The 16,999-nt window shown below is 40.3% G+C and carries 15 protein-coding genes; 4 read left to right on the top strand and 11 right to left on the bottom strand.

What is annotated here, in order from left to right; all coding sequences use genetic code 11:
• Positions 1-110 precede the first annotated feature (110 nt).
• The 9 genes from QT327_RS12410 to QT327_RS12370 form a co-directional block, all read right to left on the bottom strand.
• Positions 111-1,739, bottom strand: coding sequence for an acyl-CoA carboxylase subunit beta (locus QT327_RS12410; protein WP_149105672.1), 1,629 nt, complete (start codon positions 1,737-1,739; stop codon positions 111-113).
• A 112-nt stretch (positions 1,740-1,851) separates the two neighbouring features.
• A complete protein-coding gene (locus QT327_RS12405; protein ID WP_149105671.1) occupies positions 1,852-2,889 on the bottom strand; it encodes a LacI family DNA-binding transcriptional regulator in 1,038 nt (345 codons plus the stop codon).
• 94 nt (positions 2,890-2,983) lie between these two features.
• Positions 2,984-3,613 (bottom strand): HAD family hydrolase, encoded by a 630-nt coding sequence (locus QT327_RS12400; protein ID WP_130857833.1) that lies wholly within the window; start codon positions 3,611-3,613, stop codon positions 2,984-2,986.
• Positions 3,614-3,642: 29 nt separating this feature from the next.
• Positions 3,643-4,122 carry an ATP-grasp domain-containing protein gene (locus QT327_RS12395; protein WP_130857834.1) on the bottom strand — a complete coding sequence of 160 codons (480 nt, stop codon included), beginning with the start codon at positions 4,120-4,122 and terminating at the stop codon, positions 3,643-3,645.
• A 49-nt stretch (positions 4,123-4,171) separates the two neighbouring features.
• On the bottom strand, positions 4,172-4,822 hold the full coding sequence (locus QT327_RS12390; RefSeq protein WP_013666542.1) for an ABC transporter ATP-binding protein: 651 nt from the start codon (positions 4,820-4,822) through the stop codon (positions 4,172-4,174).
• Between the two features lie 22 nt (positions 4,823-4,844).
• Entirely contained in the window at positions 4,845-5,600 is a 756-nt protein-coding gene (locus QT327_RS12385; RefSeq protein ID WP_013666541.1) for an ABC transporter ATP-binding protein, read from the bottom strand.
• Positions 5,601-5,602: 2 nt separating this feature from the next.
• Entirely contained in the window at positions 5,603-6,478 is an 876-nt protein-coding gene (locus tag QT327_RS12380) for an ABC transporter permease (RefSeq protein WP_130857835.1), read from the bottom strand.
• Between the two features lie 15 nt (positions 6,479-6,493).
• Positions 6,494-6,958, bottom strand: coding sequence for an ABC transporter substrate-binding protein (locus tag QT327_RS12375; RefSeq protein WP_289553006.1), 465 nt, complete (start codon positions 6,956-6,958; stop codon positions 6,494-6,496).
• Positions 6,959-6,971: 13 nt separating this feature from the next.
• Complete coding sequence (locus QT327_RS12370) at positions 6,972-7,466, bottom strand: ABC transporter substrate binding protein (protein ID WP_289553005.1); 495 nt, start codon at positions 7,464-7,466, stop codon at positions 6,972-6,974.
• A 324-nt stretch (positions 7,467-7,790) separates the two neighbouring features.
• Here QT327_RS12370 and QT327_RS12365 point away from each other — a divergent pair, with 324 nt between their 5' ends.
• Together QT327_RS12365 and QT327_RS12360 are read left to right on the top strand one after the other, a co-directional pair.
• On the top strand, positions 7,791-8,939 hold the full coding sequence (locus QT327_RS12365) for a methionine aminotransferase (protein WP_013666538.1): 1,149 nt from the start codon (positions 7,791-7,793) through the stop codon (positions 8,937-8,939).
• A gap of 205 nt (positions 8,940-9,144) precedes the next feature.
• Positions 9,145-9,927, top strand: coding sequence for an amidohydrolase (locus QT327_RS12360; RefSeq protein ID WP_013666537.1), 783 nt, complete (start codon positions 9,145-9,147; stop codon positions 9,925-9,927).
• 112 nt (positions 9,928-10,039) lie between these two features.
• Here the strand turns inward: QT327_RS12360 and QT327_RS12355 are convergent, their stop codons facing one another.
• Entirely contained in the window at positions 10,040-10,495 is a 456-nt protein-coding gene (locus QT327_RS12355) for a hypothetical protein (protein ID WP_289553004.1), read from the bottom strand.
• Between the two features lie 129 nt (positions 10,496-10,624).
• Between QT327_RS12355 and smc the strand changes: the two genes are divergently transcribed.
• Positions 10,625-14,170: a chromosome segregation protein SMC gene (gene smc / locus QT327_RS12350; protein ID WP_130857838.1), complete on the top strand. Its 3,546-nt coding sequence runs from the start codon at positions 10,625-10,627 to the stop codon at positions 14,168-14,170.
• Positions 14,171-14,357: 187 nt separating this feature from the next.
• Positions 14,358-15,308 (top strand): M20/M25/M40 family metallo-hydrolase, encoded by a 951-nt coding sequence (locus QT327_RS12345; RefSeq protein WP_130857839.1) that lies wholly within the window; start codon positions 14,358-14,360, stop codon positions 15,306-15,308.
• A 37-nt stretch (positions 15,309-15,345) separates the two neighbouring features.
• Here the strand turns inward: QT327_RS12345 and QT327_RS12340 are convergent, their stop codons facing one another.
• On the bottom strand, positions 15,346-16,965 hold the full coding sequence (locus QT327_RS12340; RefSeq protein WP_130857840.1) for a S41 family peptidase: 1,620 nt from the start codon (positions 16,963-16,965) through the stop codon (positions 15,346-15,348).
• Between the last annotated feature and the right edge of the window lie 34 nt (positions 16,966-16,999).

Below are 16,999 nucleotides of genomic sequence, written 5' to 3'. Positions count from 1 at the left end.
TTTTCCTTTTGTAAATTTCTTATCTGCTGTTATCCGTAGACTTTAAGCGTCATTGCTTACACCCTACACCTCAAACCTCAACCTTCCATCTCCCACCTAAACCCGATACCTCACACCTGCATAACCCCCACGTTAAAAGCTTTCGTAATTGGGCTCTGATTAGCGGCCTCGATCCCCATCGATATAACTTTTCTTGTGTCTAGCGGATCAATAATCCCATCTATCCATAGACGCGCGGCTGCGTAGTAGGGAGTAGTCTGTCGATTATATCTAGCCGTAATTTCACCTAGGAGATCAGCCTCCGCTTGGTCACTTAAATTTTGCCCTTTTGCTTTCAGTGTTGCTTTTTGAATTTGCAACAAGGTTTTTGCTGCCTGCTCACCTCCCATCACAGCAATTTTTGCCGATGGCCAGGCGTATATTAAGCGGGGATCGTAAGCTTTACCACACATGGCGTAATTTCCGGCCCCATAGGAATTTCCAATCACAACGGTAAATTTTGGCACGACTGAATTTGCGACTGCATTCACCATTTTTGCTCCATCCTTAATGATTCCACCTTGTTCGGATTTACTGCCAACCATAAATCCGGTTACATCCTGTAAAAAAACAAGTGGTATTTTCTTCTGATTACAATTCATAATAAATCGTGCCGCTTTATCAGCCGCGTCTGAATAAATAACCCCTCCTATCTGCATTTCACCCTTCTTATTTTTTATTACTTTCCGTTGATTGGCCACAATCCCTACTGCCCAGCCGTCAATCCTAGCCAAACCACATAAAATACTTTTTCCATATAAAGCCTTATATTCATCAAATTCCGAGTTGTCTACCAAGCGCTGTATGATTTCGGCCATGTCATAAGGTTTTTCTCGCAAGTTCGGAAGTAAACCATAAATTTCTTTTGAATCAAGTGCAGGAAGCACGGGCTTTATCCGGTTAAATCCGCTATTTAAAGGAGCGCTTAGTTTTTCAATAATACGTCTGATACTGTCCAAACAGCTTTTATCGTCCGGATGCTTATAGTCCGTCACCCCGGATATTTCACAGTGTGTCGTTGCACCGCCAAGTGTTTCGTTGTCCACCTCTTCACCGATAGCCGATTTTACCAAATAGGATCCCGCAAGAAAAACGGAGCCGGTACCATCTACAATCATCGCTTCGTCGCTCATCACCGGCAAATAAGCTCCACCGGCTACGCAAGATCCCATAATAGCCGCTATTTGTACAATACCCTCGCTACTCATGCGCGCGTTGTTTCGAAAAATGCGTCCAAAGTGTTCTTTATCGGGAAATATTTCATCCTGCATGGGTAAGTAAACGCCCGCCGAGTCTACCAGGTAAATAATGGGCAATCGATTTTCCATAGCAATCTCCTGTGCGCGAAGATTTTTCTTGGCAGTTAAAGGGAACCAGGCACCAGCCTTGACGGTAGCATCGTTTGCTACCACGACACACTGCCTATTGGCAATATAACCCACCACTACCACTACACCGGCTGAGGGGCAGCCTCCCTGTTCCTCATAGAGGTTGTCTGCCGCCAGCGCCCCTATTTCCAACGAAGGCCGATCCTTATCGAGCAAATATTCAATCCGCTCTCTAGCCAACATTTTACCCTTTTCATGCTGCTTTTTGCTTGCCGTCTCTCCGCCACCTAAAAAAACTTTTTTTAATCGACTTTTCAGTTCGTAAACAGCCTGCTTGTTAACATCTTCGTTTATATTAAAATCGAGGTTCATAAGTTTAGCGTTTATGGTTAGCAATTAGCTATAGCTTTCTTTCATTCGAAGATAATTCATTCTCGAATATCAACGTTTTGGCTCTGATTATACAATAACCCGGAACGTAGCGCTATACATGCTGGTTTACCAGCTTTGATTCCAATACTATTTTCCGACCCTGTTTAATGCCTGAATCATCGGCGTTCTCTTCGGTATCTCTGTCTATCAATTCGAATAACATTTCAGCTGCAAGTGCTCCCTGTTTTCCCGGTAATTGCTCAATGGAAGCCATGGGTGGGTTTTCCATATATTTCCATATGGGGTAGTTCGCATAACTGATAAAAAATATATCTTGGTTAACCGTCAATCCTTTGCTACGCACCGCATTCATCGCATCCAAGGTAACATAGTCATTAAACGAAACGACAGCGGAGGGTCTCTCGCTTAAGTTAATCAATTGCAGTGTTGCATCGATATTTCCCTTTTCCGACAAATCGGTATAAACAATATAATCGCGATTTAAGGGAATACCGTTATTAACTAACGCTTCAATAAATGCCTCCTCTCTTTCTTTGCTTGCGGGTAAATGGGCCGGTCCATTGATAAAGGCGATTCCCCGATGCCCACAGGAGGCAAATGTATCAATGGCCTCCTTCATTCCTGTTTTCAGATTACTAACAATAGCGTTAATCTGCGCCAAATCGGGCACGCAATCGAAAAAAACAACCGGAATGCCTGCATTTCTCAATATTTCAATATACTCAAATTCGCGTGTGTTTTTGGCGGAAGAAAGGATAATTCCGTCTACACGATGCACTTTCATGGTATTGATAATTTTCAGCTCTCTTTCGGGATCATCCAATGATTGGCCAAGAATGACTGTGTAATTGCGGCTATTCGCAAAATTCTCAATTTCACTTATGGCCGCAGAAAAGAAAGCTTCGGATAAACTTGGCAAAATAACGCCTATAGTGAATGTTTTTCGCTGTTTGAAAAATATTGCGGTTCTGTTCGGCTCGTAGTTCAATTCCTCAGCTAATTTCTTTACTCGCATCGTGGTAATTAACCCGATGCTGGGATGATCATTAAGCGCACGGGAAACAGTTGAGGTGGATATCTTTAACCGTTTGGCGATTTCCTTAATCGTTGGTTGTTTGCCTTTATTCATAAAATACCAGAATTAAAAGCCTTCTTGTAGGCGGATCAGTAATCGTTTAGACGATTACCTGAAATTAGCTGCAATGTACAAAATCTTTTGATCATTAGTGCCGGTCGGTCTTCAACAATGACTCGACCGGAAGATAATCAATTCCTGCTTTAAGAATCTCTTCAGTAGGCTCCCGGTTCCGACTAATGATAAGCACGTCCTCCAAACGAAGATGATTATCACGAAGAAGATACTCAAGCGGATCGGTAACTCCCTGTAAGGCAAGCTCATCATAAAAGTACATCTTTATATAGCTACTTAAGGGGCCCCAATCAATTTGCTTTAATTTATTCAGTTGCATCAACGGATTTCCCTTCGTTAAAACAAAAATTCTCTTTTCGTCCTTCGTGATTTCCAATAGTAAATGTTTTACCTCTTCGAAGAGTAATAATTTTAGCGGCAATTGAGCATTTACGTGGATTCTTTTAAAATTTTCAAGATACTTTGCGTCGATTCCAAACACAGCTGCTGCCCGTTGAAAAATTTCTTCTTTCCCGTGATGCTCATATACTTTTTTCATGAAAGCAGTTAAATCGTTCGCCGGTGGCACTGTTTCCGTATATTCCAATAAATGAGCGAACAGATAATATACCTGCAAGAGATAATCCTTTTCCGGATAGAGCACATCATCTACCTCGAAAATAAAGGCCTTTTTGTTCTGATCTAGATCTTTATACGTAAGCATTTTTCAGTTACAGAATAAGCCATCCCTGGCTATGCCAAACAACAAAAAAAGAGTTCCTCCCCACCGTCTGAGACTACGCATACGCCCGACTCGTTTTCCAAGCTTTCAATCGGTTCTCCTTGACCTGCTATTTTGCCTTTGAGTAAAACCGTTGTGTTCAGATCTTTGCCCGGGTTGACAATAAATTCAACGATCTCTAAAAGTCGGTGCGACGGTACTGCCAATTGTATTCCGTATTCTGCAAACAAATCTTTACATGCAGCAAGCTGTACGATTTCGTCCTTTCTCAAAGGAATTATAAGGTCTGATTCGTTGCTGATACCCACCTTTAATAGTTCGTGATTAAACGATGCGCTGCTGCCGGATGGTATTACTACATACCTTCCTCCTGCAATTAACAAATCAGGGATAGCTACATTATCACCGAATATCACCTTATCCTCCGCAGAAAATACACGTGCAAGTTTCTGTGCGAGCGCACTCATCCCTCCAGTAATCAAAATATTCATCAAAATCAGTTTAGCATAAATTTAAGGATACCTTCGTCCGTCTATAACTTTAAACAATCAAACCATCCTTCATGTGCACAGTACGATCCGAAATATCAGCCAGGTGTTCATTATGCGTTACTATAACGAAAGTTTGTTGCAATTCATTCCTCAATTGTACGAAAAGATGGTGCAAGGCCTCGGCATTTTCCGAATCCAAATTGCCCGACGGCTCATCGGCTAAAATAATGGATGGATTATTCATCAGGGCGCGTGCTACGGATACTCGCTGTTGTTCGCCACCGGATAAAGCATTGGGTTTATGGTCTGCTCGGGCTCCTACCTGAAGGATATCTAACAATTGTTTTGCTCTTTTTTCACTCTCAGATTTTCCTTTCCCGGCAATGAATGCAGGTATGCAAATGTTCTCCAAGGCAGTAAACTCAGGAAGCAAATGATGAAATTGAAAAATAAAACCTATATGTTTATTCCGAAAGGCGCTTAATTTATTGGGAGAAAGTTTGGGCAACTCAGTTCCATTCAGCACCACCTCACCCCCATCCGGCATATCTAATGATCCAAGAATATGCAGGAAAGTACTCTTGCCCGCTCCGGAGGCTCCTACGATGCTAACAATCTCACCCTTTCTGACCTCCAGGTCAACGCCTTTTAAAATTTGGAGGTTACCGTATGCCTTTTTTATACCTCGAGCGCTCAACATAGGGCGAATATACAAGTTTTATTCAATCCTCATTAAACCATTCATATAAATCTTGCGGCTTTAACCGGTGTTTCTCCTCGTTCGACAAATCTCGCTTGATTCGACCATGCGATAGCTGTACCAAGCGATTGCCATAGCTAAGAGCTTCTCTCATGTTATGGGTTATAAATAGTACTGCAAGTTGATAATCTGCGATTAGCTTGCTCGCCAACTCCATAACGCGAGCGGCAGATCGTGGGTCGAGCGCAGCGGTGGGTTCATCCAAAAGCAGCAATTTAACATCGCTCATAACTGTCATCAGCAAAGTTAAAGCCTGCCGCTGCCCACCACTTAGTAAACCCATTGGTTGATGTATTTTGTTTTCCAAGCCCATATCGAGTAACCGCACCTGCTCCCTCACCCGCTCCTTAAAAGCGGTATTGACGCCAATAGTAAGTTTTTTCGCTTTTCCACGCAGGGAAGCCAATCTAAAATTGTCCAAGATGCTCAATTCCGGAGCAGTACCTTGCAATGGGTTCTGAAAAACCCGTGCTATCCATCGGCTCCGCCGGTAATCTGCCATTTGATTTAGCAATTCATCATTTAATCTAATTTCGCCATTGTCAGCCCAGATCGTACCGGCAATTAGATTTTGCAGCGTACTTTTACCAGATCCATTTGCGCCTACTACGGACACAAATTCCCCCGAGGACACGGTAAAAGACAAACGGTCCAGCGCACGGATCTCATTCGGCCGATTAGGGAAAAAAGTTTTACTTACATTATTGAGAACCAGCATAATCAACGTTTTAGCGAACCTTTCAGAAAATTACCTTGAGGCAAAGCAACAATTAGTAACACAAAACAAGAGGTAAACAGTTTGAGAAGAGAAGAATCTATACCCAGACTTAATGTAAAGGCTAGTACTAACTGAAAAATAACCACACCAATGATGACCATGCCGAGATTAATCCATACTTTATCTGTGGGCAGCAATTTGATAATAGTTTCCGCAATCATTACGGAACCTAAACCACTGATAACAATCCCAATGCCCATGTTGATGTCAGTAAAACCCTGAAACTGGGCAATCAACGAACCGCTAAAAGCAACCAATGCATTCGTAATCGCCAAGCCAATCCATTTTATTTTGAAGGTGTTTACCCCCAGCGATCTCACCATGATTTCATTATTCCCTGTGGCTCGCATCGCAATGCCGAAGTCAGTCCGCAATAAATAGTTGAGTATAACGACTAGTATGACAACCACCGTACCGGCAATCAGGAACGTATTGGAATTAGCATCTTGCACCAGTGTGATGGAAAAAAGATTCTTGTAGCTTAAGAGCGGAATGTTGGAACGTCCCAACAGGGTAAGATTAACAGAATATAAAGCGGTCATTACCAAAATACCCGCCAATAAGGCATTAATTTTTAGCTTCGTATGAATAAGTGCCGTGCAACTACCCGCAATGGCACCTGCCAGTAGAATAAGCGGGACTAGTATAAAAAGGGATAGCTGATGGCTTATACCCAACGCGCATATTACTGCGCCCAGCGTATAACTCCCATCGGTAGTGATATCAGGAAAATTGAAAATCTTCATCGTTAGATAGATCCCCAACCCCATGGGTACAAAACATAGACCTTGTAGTATAGCAGCGAAATAAAAATCCATGCAGTTGAAGAAAATTTATAGCTTTTCGAAATTTTCCGAGAATGTTAGTCCGAATCGAGTCGCTGCGGCTCCATTATATACCCTTCTTCTTATCTTGACTTTTACAACCGTTAACTTATCTGTTTTCTTTGACTTCAGAAATTTAGCGGCTTCTTGCCCTGCCTGGTATCCCCATTGATAGATATCGGCACCATAAGCAGCTACAGCCCCTCTTTTTACCAGTCCGACTTCACTTGTAAAAACCGGAATTCCACGCTCATTACAATTATTTAAGATAGTTTCGAAAGCTGCGAAAACAGTATTGTCGGGGTTAGCGAAAAAAGCATCTATTTTTCTTTTCAAGAGTGCACGCACGACTAGCTGAGCATCAGCGGAAGTGTTTAGCGGTAAGGCGATTAGTTCAACCTGCTTTTGCTTCGCCAACTTATCCAGTCGGTTAAAGGCGTCAACTGACTGCTGTTCAGCTTGGTTATAGATCATACCAATGCGTAGATTATCCTTTTTTTGGTTTGACGACTTGTTGAATAATAGCAAAGGATGTGTCGATATAATTCAGATCTTCGCCGACACCAAAAAGATTATCAGGCCCTTTTTTCTTTTCATTTATCAGTCCCAATATTTGCGGCATAGCGGTAACGCACATGAATATCGGGATGTTTTTTATTCGCTGCACAGTAGCCAAGGTTGACATGGTTGTACTGGTTCCAATACAATCCACCTCTTCCGACTGCATATAACTTACTATTTGGTTCATGGCTCCCATATCGCCCTGCGCGTTCTTTGCGATGATTTCTACTGTCTTATTTTGTTCGCTAAAACCACTTGCTGCCAGGGCTTCTATAAAACCTTTGCGGGCATCGCCAATAGTAGCATCTTCGAAGGCTTCGATAAATCCAACTCGGGGAACACCTCCTTGCTTTTTTGGATTATTACAAGAAATGAACCCGATGGCAAACAATAATAAGATCAAAAATCTGTTATATTTCATATGTAAATAATCTGTTTTTTATGGCCATATGGAATATCCACTTTATTTTTATCTGCATCCGTGTTTGAATAGCCTGTAATACATGGATATTTTATTCGTATATAAAATTTGTTCCTTTGTGTTACTACAACAATGAGCTTACACAGTTTCTGCCATAAACGTTACATGGCATACTTAGGACGTTGCAATTTACAAGAATATACTGTACACTTGACTTATTTTGTTGAGAAAATAGCGTTCTCGGATAAACAATGTCATCTTTAACCAGTAACAACTAATTTAAAAAAAAGTTAAACAAAACAAACAAACTTGAATCACATCCTTATGATCAACGTTCTATCTAAACTTCCTAACGTAAGCAATTCTATTTTCAGCACGATGACTGCCTTAGCCAATGAGCATGGAGCAATCAATCTCTCGCAGGGTTTTCCTGATTTTGACTGCTCCCCTAAGCTTATTGATTTAACCCAAACTTATATGAAAAAGGGACTGAATCAATACGCTCCTATGCCAGGGGTTTTGCAGCTACGTGAAAAAATAGCCGAGATGGTGGAAAAGCAACAGCATGCGATTTATCATCCAGACAAGGAAATCACCATTACAGCAGGTGCAACGCAAGCCATATTTACCGCTATTGCCAGTATTATTCGACCGGATGACGAGGTGATTTGTTTTGATCCCTGTTACGATAGTTACGCGCCTGCAATCGATTTATGTGGAGGAATGGTAAAAACTGTTTCTTTATTGCCTAACAGCTTTAATATCAATTGGGACGATGTCAAGAAGGTCTTTTCACATAAGACAAAGCTTATTATTATCAATACACCGCATAATCCTACCTCGGCTACGCTAACTGACGCCGATATGAAACAATTGATAAAACTTACACAGGGAACGGATATATTTATCATTAGCGATGAAGTTTATGACAAGGTTGTATTTGATGGCAAGAAACATATTAGTGTAGCAAGTTATCCCGAACTACGGGAACGCAGCTTCGTAATCTCTTCTTTTGGAAAAATGTTTCACATAACCGGCTGGAAAATTGGGTATTGTCTTGCTCCTGAAAAACTGACCGTTGAATTTCGGAAGGTTCACCAATATTTGGTATTCAGCGTAAATACCCCCGTTCAATATGCCTTGGCCGATTTCTTGATGGACGAAAGTGAATACCTCTTACTTAGCAAATTCTTCCAGGAGAAGAGGGACTTTTTCGTCAATGCGCTCCGTTCAACGCCTTTTGAGATACTTCCTGCATCGGGATCTTACTTTTTGTTAGCCAATTACGATAAAATAAGCGACAAAGGTGATCTTGACTTTACAAAGGAACTGACGGTCAACTATGGCGTCGCAACTATTCCATTATCCGTGTTTTACAAAAACCGATTGGACAGACACTATATAAGATTTTGTTTTGCAAAAAAACACGAAACCTTGGAAAAAGCCGTTGAAAATTTAGCACGAATTAAATAACACGCTTTTTTTGGCTTTGATGGCGTTTCAGTATCATACACTAAATAGTGAACAAAAAGATTAATTGAGAAATTAAGATATTTACAAACTTTCGTTAATTTAGTATATTACGGTGCATCGTTAGTACTAAAGACATCCGACTATCACTAACCTATTCATTAGACGATAAAGGATATCCTTAACGAAAAATGAATAATTACTTTAAATGAAACCATTAAAAATAACAATATTTCAGGCCTATCTTTTTTGGGAGAACACAGAGAAAAACCTATCCAATTTGGCATTACGTCTTTCCTCATTGAAGGAAAAAACCGACTTGATTATTTTGCCGGAGATGTTCAATACCGGATTCACCATGAATGTTGAGAAATGTGCGGAAAGAATGGACGGCCAAACAATCTATTGGATGTTAGAACAGGCAAAAAAGTACAATTGCGTTGTAGCAGGTAGCCTCATTATAGAAGACGGCGGCAAATATTACAATCGTTTTATTTGGATGAAGCCCGATGGTTCATTCCATAAATATGATAAAAGACATTTATTTTCGATGGCTGGTGAAGAAAAGGTTTTCACAGCGGGCAAAAAGCGCGTCATTGTAGAAATAAATGGTTGGCGTGTATGTTTGCAAACCTGTTATGATCTCCGTTTTCCGGCATTTAGCAGAAATCTTAACAACGTATATGATATCCTACTATATATAGCAAGTTGGCCGGACATGCGGATAGGACATTGGAGAGCCCTTATTCCTGCTCGTGCGATTGAAAACCAATGCTACGTAATTGGCGTAAATCGTGTAGGTTACGATGGAAATCAGGTTTATCATTCAGGAGCCTCTACCTGTGTTGCACCTGACGGTGGGGTTGTTTATTATAAACCGGAGGACGAGGACCTCTATACCTTCACGCTTTATCCGGACGATTTAAAACGGATTAGAGAGAAACTACCTTTTTTACAAGACGCTGATCAGTTTGTTTTAGTGGATCCATAGGTTTTTGAGTTGTAAGTTCTAAGAACTAAGTTTTAAGTTTTTAACTATCTTCATTAGAACAAAAACTTATTGCTGGCGCACGAAGATTTATTCGTGTGCCTTTAGTATGTCACTAATACCTCGGTCTATTCAAAATAGCGGATTTAATAACGGCATCCCTTAAATCGAAATCCCCATAGGGATTGGTTTCCTCGCTGCCGGCATCTATTTTATAAGGTTCCAAACGCTTGTATGCATGTTCGTGTTTCTTATGAATTTCTTTCGCCCTTTTCACTTCTTCTACCTCTAAAACCCCGGAGTAATCCTCAAAAGTGATGTGTTTTTCAGATTTGGGATGGATCAGCTCCGGCTCCGACAGTGGCTCACGTTGAAGTATTTCACGCTGCAATGGTTTATACGGTGTTTCATCTACTTGTGGACGATGCGACGGTTTTCGTTTTTTGGCCTTCTCCTGCTCTTTTTTGAAATTAGCATATATTTGATAGCCAAAAACAATTGCAGCGATGATAAGGGTAGAATGGTTTCCATGGATTAAAGATAGAAAATAATTTTCGTCTACTTTCTTCACTTTGAAAGAAAGTAGACGAAAACACTTAAATAGATAGAAAAAATCGAAAGCGAATAGAAAAGATAGCAGAAAATTAGATAAATTGGTTCAATTCATTAAATTCGCAGCCTCAAATTTTGGACAAAATACATGCAACTTACGCGTTTAGAGATTAAAGGATTTAAAAGCTTTGGCGATAAAATCACTATCAATTTCAATGAAGGTGTTACGGCAATTGTCGGTCCGAACGGCTGTGGAAAATCCAATGTGGTTGATGCGATTCGTTGGGTACTGGGCGAACAACGCACCAAGAACCTCCGTTCTGAAAAAATGGAAAACATCATCTTCAATGGCACTAAAACGCGCAAAGCGGCTAATTTAGCTGAAGTTTCACTTTCTTTTGACAATACCAAAAACATCCTTCCAACAGAGTTCTCTCAGGTTACCATTACCCGTAAATTATATCGGACAGGCGAGAGTGAATATCGTTTAAATGATGTACAATGCCGATTAAAAGATATCACTGACTTGTTTTTGGATACCGGAATTGGAAACGACTCTTACTCCATCATTGAACTGAAAATGATCGATGAGATTATTAACAACAAAGAGAATTCCAGAAGGGCACTTTTTGAAGAGGCTTCCGGTATATCGAAATATAAGGTTAGGAAAAAACAAACACTTAATAAACTAAAGGACACCGAAGCAGATCTAAGTCGTGTAGAAGATCTCCTTTTTGAGATTGAAAAAAACTTAAAAACCTTAGAAAATCAGGCAAAAAAAGCAGAACGCTATTATAAACTCAAAGACCAATATAAAGAACTGAGCGTATCGTTGGCATCATTTAGGATCAGTAACTTTCGCGAAGCACTTGAGCGCCTAGATGAACAACACAGTGCTCAAGAAGACGAACGGAACCTTATTGTCACGCAATTGGACACACTTGAGGCCGAACTCCAAAAACTCAAACAGGAAAGCTTAGTGGAAGAGAAAAATCTTTCGGTTCAACAAAAAGCGGCCAATGAGTACACCTCCAAGATAAGAGCTTATGAAAGCGAAAAGAAGGTCAAAAATGAACAGCTAAAGAACTTAAACGATAAGGAGCAACGTTTGAGTAAAGAGCTGGCCAACGACAGACAGCAAATCAATCACGTTCTTTATAATATTAAGCGTTTAAACGAAGAGCAGCTACTTGAGCAACAAAAATTAGATGAAATCAAGATTTCACTTGATGAACAGAAACAGGAAGTGGACGAGCTGAGGGGGCAACAGCAAACCGCCAAGACTAAACTAGATGCTTTTGTACATGAAAACAATCAACTTCAGAACAACATCTATAAATTAGAAAAAGAAATTGCCGTTCTGCACATCCAAAAAGACGCGCTAAGCCAGGAAAGCGAACGAAATATCGTTGATACAGAAGCTAAAGAAAGTGAGCTAAACGAATTTTCTAAGGTAGTTGATGAACTAGAGGGACGTGTTGACGCTTTGCAGGAGGAATATGATGGTACATTAGCCTATGAAGAAGAGCTGCAACAGCAAATAGCTAATAAAGAAGTCCTTATCCAATCCTATAAAGAGGCCGTAATAAAGGATAACCGCACATTAGATGCGAAACAAAATGAGTACAACCTAACCAAATCACTAGTCGATAATTTGGAAGGTTTTCCGGAGTCTATCCGATTCTTAAGAAAGAATGCGGGCTGGGCAAAACCTTACCCACTCCTATCTGATGTGCTCTTCTGTAAAGAAGAATATCGAGTGGCTATTGAAAACTTTCTCGAACCTGTAATGAACCATTATGTGGTTAATGAACGTCAAGAGGCCGTTAAAGCTATTAAATTATTAGGGAGCGCATCACGCGGTCGTGCCGGCTTTTTCGTTTTGGAAGCTATTACACAGCCGGACATTCGCAATGGATTAGACCTCCTATCAGATGAACGGTTTATCCCTGCTTTATCTGTTGTTGATACAGAAGAGCGCTATCTTCCACTGATCAAGTTACTATTACACGATGTATATATTCTAAAAACGGAAGATGAAAGCGATTTAGAGACACCGTTACCCGATACGCAATTAACCATCCTGCACAAAACCGGTAAGTTTGCAAAATTTCGACTGGGGATGAGTGGTGGATCGGTAGGGTTGTTTGAGGGCAAGCGTATCGGTAGAGCGAAGAACCTCGATAACTTAAGTAAGGAAATCAAGCAGCTCACGACGCATCTCGAAAAAATCCAATTGGATATTGTTAATGAGACGGCTTTATTGAACGATCTGAAGGCAAACACCAAAAAAAGTCAGCTTGAAGAGACCAAGCTACAACTCAACCGCCTGAGCAATGAATTAATCTCTGTAAAAACGAAGCAAGAGCAGTACCTCTCTTTCATACAAAATAGCCAGAATAGAAAACAGGATATCGAAGAAAAAATCCGCACGATCCAAGCTGAACTTGCACAAGCAGAGCCGGCTTTGGCATCCTTAACAGCGAGCAAAATAGATAAGGCAAACGAGCTAACTGCATTTCAGGAAAATTTTAATGAAATTTCAGAACGACTTACCACCATATCGTCAGCCTATAATCAAGAAAATATACGCTACCATCAACAACAAAATAAAGTTGCCGGTATCAATAAAGATTTAGAATACCGAGAGAGCCAGCATGAAAATCTAGAAAAGCGTATTACCCAATATAGTACGGAATACGAAGCGGTAAAGGAGGCCATTAAAGATACTTTACAGCATGTGGATCATTCTGATGAGGATCTAATCGCCATGTATGCGCAGAAAGAGGCTTTGGAAAAGGGCTTACAAGAAGCGGAACAGCAGTACTATACCATGCGCGCCAATATCAATAAAAAAGAAGAAGAAATCGGGGGGTTCCGTAAACGGAAAGATCAAATAGAGCTGCTAACCAACGAATTAAAAGACAAGAAGAACAGTCTAAAGCTCGATTTGAACGCACTAAAGGAACGATTGGCCGTTGAATTTGAAATCGATATCAACGAGTTACTGGATAACGAGCTGCCCGATCATATTGAAAGCGAAGAAGAGTTGAGGAATCGGACCGAAAAACTGAAAAAACAGCTGGAAGAATTTGGCGCCATTAACTCGATGGCTATGGAAGCCTATCAAGAGATGAACGAGCGGTATACGTTTATTCAAAAAGAGCGTAAAGATCTCTTCGATGCTAAAACATCTTTATTGGATACCATTAAGGAAATAGATGATACCGCTCGTGATAAATTTATGGAGTCTTTCACTCAGGTGCGTGAACATTTTATTACCGTCTTCCGCTCCTTATTTAATGAAGAAGATTCCTGTGATTTAGTGTTGAGTAATCCTGATTTACCCCTTGAATCCGATATAGAAATTATGGCACGTCCAAAAGGGAAACGTCCTTTATCCATCAACCAGCTTTCAGGTGGTGAAAAAACGCTTACCTCGACGGCCCTTCTATTTTCCTTATATCTGCTCAAGCCAGCTCCTTTTTGCATTTTCGACGAGGTAGATGCTCCTTTGGATGACACGAACATCGATAAGTTCAATAATATTATCCGGAAATTCTCCAATCAGTCGCAGTTTATTATTGTATCACATAACAAGCGGACTATTGCCAGTACGGATATTATATATGGAGTAACCATGGTGGAACAAGGCGTATCCCGTGTGGTAGCAGTGGACATGCGAGAAGTGTGATAAGCACTAAGTTTAAGCGGCGATTTTATTCACTACTTCATTATTTTCAAAGGTGTTCATGAATCCCTACGGTCGGCTCTTTGCTTCTTTTTCTTTCGCGGAGAAAGAGTTAAAATAAACCCTCCTTTTATACTTTGGGTGTCCCTTAAGAACTATTTCGTATGTTTGTAATAAAACATGCATCAATATGCTTACTATTCTTCATCGATTTTCCTTTTTGATACTATTTTTTTGTGTTAGCTGCTGTGCAAGTGTTAAAGAAAATGCAGAACGACAAGATGCACAAGTATTGAAAGACCTAAAAGTATTGTCGTCCGACGAATATGAGGGCAGAAAAACGGGGACAGCAGGTGCGGAAAAGGCGGCGGCTTTTATTGCCGACCGATTTAAAAGCCTAGGTTTGGAACATTTCCCACAAGGTGAAGATTATATACAAACTTTTCAATTTGATGATAAAGAGGGGACGTCTTATAGCGGGAAAAATATAATAGGTTATATTCCAGGCAAACTGAAAGAGGTTCTTGTCATATCAGCACATTACGACCATTTGGGTAAAGTAGGTGATTCCATTTATAATGGCGCAGACGACAATGCATCGGGTATAGCCGCCTTATTACAGTTCGCTGCTTATTTCAGTGAAAATAAACCCAATTTTACGATTGTGTTTGCAGCCTTTGATGCAGAGGAAATGGGCTTACGCGGGGCCAAGGCTTTTGTTGAAAACCCACCTATTCGGTTAGATCAAATAAAGCTCAATATCAACATGGATATGATTTCGCATAATGATAAAAACGAGCTATATGTCTGTGGTACATACAAATATCCTCAATTAAGGAGATATGTAGAAGATATAAAGGATGAAGTAAAAGTAAAGCTTCTGCTAGGACATGACGATCCTAACACAGGGCACGACGATTGGACTAACCAAAGCGATCAAGGGGCTTTTAACGCCAAAGATATCCCTTTCTTATATTTCGGTGTAGAAGATCATAAAGATTATCATCAACCGAGCGATACGTATGAAAACATTAATCCGAAATTTTATGTAGAGGCGGTAGATGCTATATTGAATGTGATACGAAATATTGACAATAAGTTCTCAAGCCAGATTCAGATAGATAAAAATAAAGTTATGTAAACACCTATTTTATTTAGAACAAAGAGCTCCTACAATTTTATCTCACACGCGTCTCTATCATACCTTTAAATTCTTTACTAGAACGTTTATTTTTCATCAGGTTCTGAGTGGTATTATTCGATTGTTTGGAGCGAATATTCATTAAAGGACCACTACTAGTCGTGCTTGCAGTTACTCCCAATTGATTCAGAGCCTCTGCCAGGTAAAGCTCTTTAGGATCCCCAAAATCATACTCACTAAAGCTATCTAAATCCTGTCCAAGATTATCAAGCATTTCCTTTCCGGGTATATCGGTTCCTGGTTTGAAGCCATTATAATAATCCCCTTCCCCCTTTGCATTCTTTGAAGAAAAACTTGGCAGATATAGATCATACACACTCTCTAGCCGGACCGGGAAGAATCCTACAGGCTTTCCATAAGTTGTTGTTCCAACCAGCTTTATATTTAAAGAGCTTAAACCACGCAGCGAATTAATCAATAACTCACTGGCGGAAGCAGTATTGTTAGTAACAAGAAAAACAATATTTTTCACGTTACTAAGATTTCCCGCTTTTTTAAAATTAACAGTGTTGCCCGTTGCTTCCGGCTTATAACTGTAACTAGCATAGGTATCTGTCCCTATTATTTCTCCATTAGAATTACGTACGCGTTGATTTTTGAGTATAGTCGCTTTCCCTTCTTGCATCAATTGATTATAATACTCAACAAACATAACCCCCGTTGTACCGCTAGGGGCTATTAGATTAGCCAAATGTTCGGCAGTAGCAACATAACCGCCTCCGTTGTAACGTAAGTCGATGACTAAGTCTTCAACATTCTTTGTTGCAAAATCCGAAAAGATATTATCAAGAACATCAAAGGAATTTTCCTCATCCGAAAAGCGAGCATAAGCAACATAGCCTATGTTTTTATTGTTGATAGTGAGTACCGTGTCTTTATAGACGGGGCTACTATTATAAGTCTGCTTACTCAATGAAATGGAATAAGAGCTACCGCTCAGTTTTTGTCCCTCTAAGCGAATAGAAAAAGGATCACCCAGTAACCGCGATATGTAACTATAATCACGATCCCAATCATCCCCGATTGTTTCTCCATCAATTTTAGTGATAGAAGCGCCTCTAGTCAAGCCACTTCTGGCGGCAGGAGATCCGGGATAAACAGCGCGGATGAACACTTTAAAATCCGTATCACTCCCATAGGCTGCAATATCATAAATACCGACATCGTTTCCTTGCCCTGTTAAATTAACACTATTGGTTAAGTTTCTCACGCCAGCGGTGACGCCACTGTTACCTGATACATCTTCGATATAAGAGAATTTTGTATAGTCTGTATTGTTGACCGTAAGTATGTCGTATTTTGACGTGGAATATTGAGCTATTGACAACAAATTAGCTTCGTAATTTTTTAATTTATCAGCATTGGAAGTATATTGCCTTGGGTTAAAAACATCATAGGTTGGCAAATTTTGATTCCAATAATAAATTTCCTTCGCATACAGAAAAATAGAGTCGTTGGTTAGCGCGACGCGATCATCTGTGGGTGTCTGTGTAGAATTACCTTGATTTGTGTCCGGATTATCCTTTTTGCAGGCACTTATAAATAATGACAATCCGATAAAAAGCCCTAAAAATCTGTGAAGTACGTGTGTGTCCATCTTCTACCGCCAATATTTGGTCGCAATATACGAC

Origin of the sequence: Olivibacter sp. 47 (assembly GCF_030372825.1) — a bacterium.
Lineage (GTDB): Bacteria > Bacteroidota > Bacteroidia > Sphingobacteriales > Sphingobacteriaceae > Olivibacter > Olivibacter oleidegradans.
This window is presented reverse-complemented; position numbering and strand designations above follow the sequence as displayed.